This window comes from Microcoleus sp. Pol12B3 (assembly GCF_036701355.1).
In the GTDB taxonomy this organism is placed as follows: Bacteria; Cyanobacteriota; Cyanobacteriia; order Cyanobacteriales; family Microcoleaceae; genus Microcoleus.
The window spans coordinates 1-1,977 of the sequence record NZ_JAUBQS010000155.1; the positions used below are offsets into that span (position 1 = coordinate 1).

The 1,977-nt window shown below is 44.0% G+C and carries 1 protein-coding gene and 1 pseudogene; both read right to left on the bottom strand.

Annotated elements, in window-relative coordinates; all coding sequences use genetic code 11:
* The coding region (locus QUA53_RS28920; protein ID WP_333101298.1) for a DUF4347 domain-containing protein at positions 1–975 on the bottom strand (975 nt) is incomplete at its 3' end.
* 771 nt (positions 976–1,746) lie between these two features.
* Positions 1,747–1,977: pseudogene (locus QUA53_RS28925) on the bottom strand (calcium-binding protein); the annotation flags it as partial.

A 1,977-nucleotide genomic window follows, 5' to 3' on the forward strand; every position in this document is an offset into this window, starting at 1 on the left:
ACCCGTGTAAATGCCACCACCAAAACCGGCAACATTATTATTGACTTGGCAATTTTCTAAAGTTAAAGTGCTGCTACTTCCTGTTTGAATGGCACCACCGGCGCTAGTTGCCTCATTATTCGGATCGGTTCCAGAAACTTTGCCGTTGGCAACAATCAGGTTTTTTATAGTGACATTTGTTGCACCTTCTGTGCGGATTACCCGCGAAGCATTGTTGCCGCTGATGGTTAAATTGGCTGCACCAACAGCATCAATTGTCAAGTTTTTGTTGATGACAAGTTGACCGGAAGTGAGAGTAATTGTTTTGCTGGCAAGACTCGATTCAAATTGAATGGTATCGTCGGCTGCTGCGGAGGCGATCGCATTTCTCAAGGAACCGGGTCCGCTATCATTATTGTTGGTAACGGTAATAGTCTTTAAAGTCCCTTGATAATCAGCCATTGCTTCTGGAGTCAAGGCTAGCGGTGCTTCAATATCACCCTTGGCAAACTCCAAATTCCAGTTACCTCCGCGGCCAGTGCGATCGCTAGATGCCGCAATATCAGCCCCGGTTAACTCGCCCAGGCGATCGACAAAATCGCTTCCCGAACCCGCCGCAACATCGCAACCATAAAGCACAATATCTGCTTTGTCGCTTAGCGCATTTCGCCAATTTTGCAACTGGCTTTCATATTGCGGCAAATTATCCGAATTCAGCGTTGCAGAACCTAGCTGCAAGCTGCCAGAATTACCGTGAGAAAAAATGTGAACTTGGTCTACAGTTTCCCCAGCAGCAGAAATTGTTTGCAGTTTCGCAGTAATTTGCTCGACTCCGTTACCATTTTTATCTAAAATGATGATTTCTGCACCGGGAAGCACGCCACCCGCAAGAGTTTGATAGTCATCTAGACCGGAATCAATGAAGACAATAGATTTAGAACCAGCATTGTGGAGAACAGATTGTGAATCCATGTTGGTGGCAAAAGTTGAATTCATTTCGCATACCCATGAGAATGTTTACTATTTGCTGGTAGATTCACCTTGAAAGTAGAAGGCTAGAGATGCAGAAGGCAGTAGGCAGAATTAAAACTTCGGTGATCCATGGGATAAATTCAAATTTATTTAGGTAAGATTGTTTTATCCCTCATTTACCGAAGTGTCTCCACAATCAGCTTTTGCTGTGTGAGAATTGCGAGCTTTTTAGCAGTTAAGTGCAGAGGATGTAATGTAAATAGTCCGGGACTGGGAACCTACCTCTATGTTTAGGTTGGCAATGCCCACCATTAGCGATAGAAATAGTGCATCAAACCCTTTGGCTGCCTTGGCAATATCACATTCATCACATTATTTTGGCACTGCCAAAATAATGACAATGGCTTTAGCTAGTACCTGATACATTCACCTGAGCTAAAACCAGGAAAATCGCCTAAATATTTGATTAATTTAACTTTTTTTGATCTCAAAAAAAGTTTCCCAAAATCAGAAATTTAGTGGCTGAAAAACCAGGTTTTATTCGGGCGCTGCTGATGGCTAGCCAGATCGGGAGTGCAATAAACGGATGTGCCTCATTCTAGGTGTGGGCGATCGGCAATAAACAAGATTTATTACCGATCGCTGTTGAAAAGAATCAGATCGCTCCTCTTCGTTGGCGTAGCCCCCCTAGGGGCGGGCTGCGCTAACGTCATCCCCCAAATTTCAGGAGTTTGAGAGCTTTCTTCACCACTTCTAAGCGGGCGGGCTGCTTATGGTACACCCTACCCCAGCCAGTTAGAGTGTTACCTGAGTGAAATCGGTAGCGGTGAGAATACCGGGGGTAATATTGTTAAGCTTCGCCAACAATTGATTGGTGTCCGTCACAGTAATCAAAGTTTGATTGTTGCTGGAAGTAATACTGAGTTGATTAAAACTCAAACCAGAATTCAACCCAATTAAATCCTCTCCCTTGCGGAAATCATTAATGATGTCGCTACCCACACTTTGATTGAGGAAAAACACATC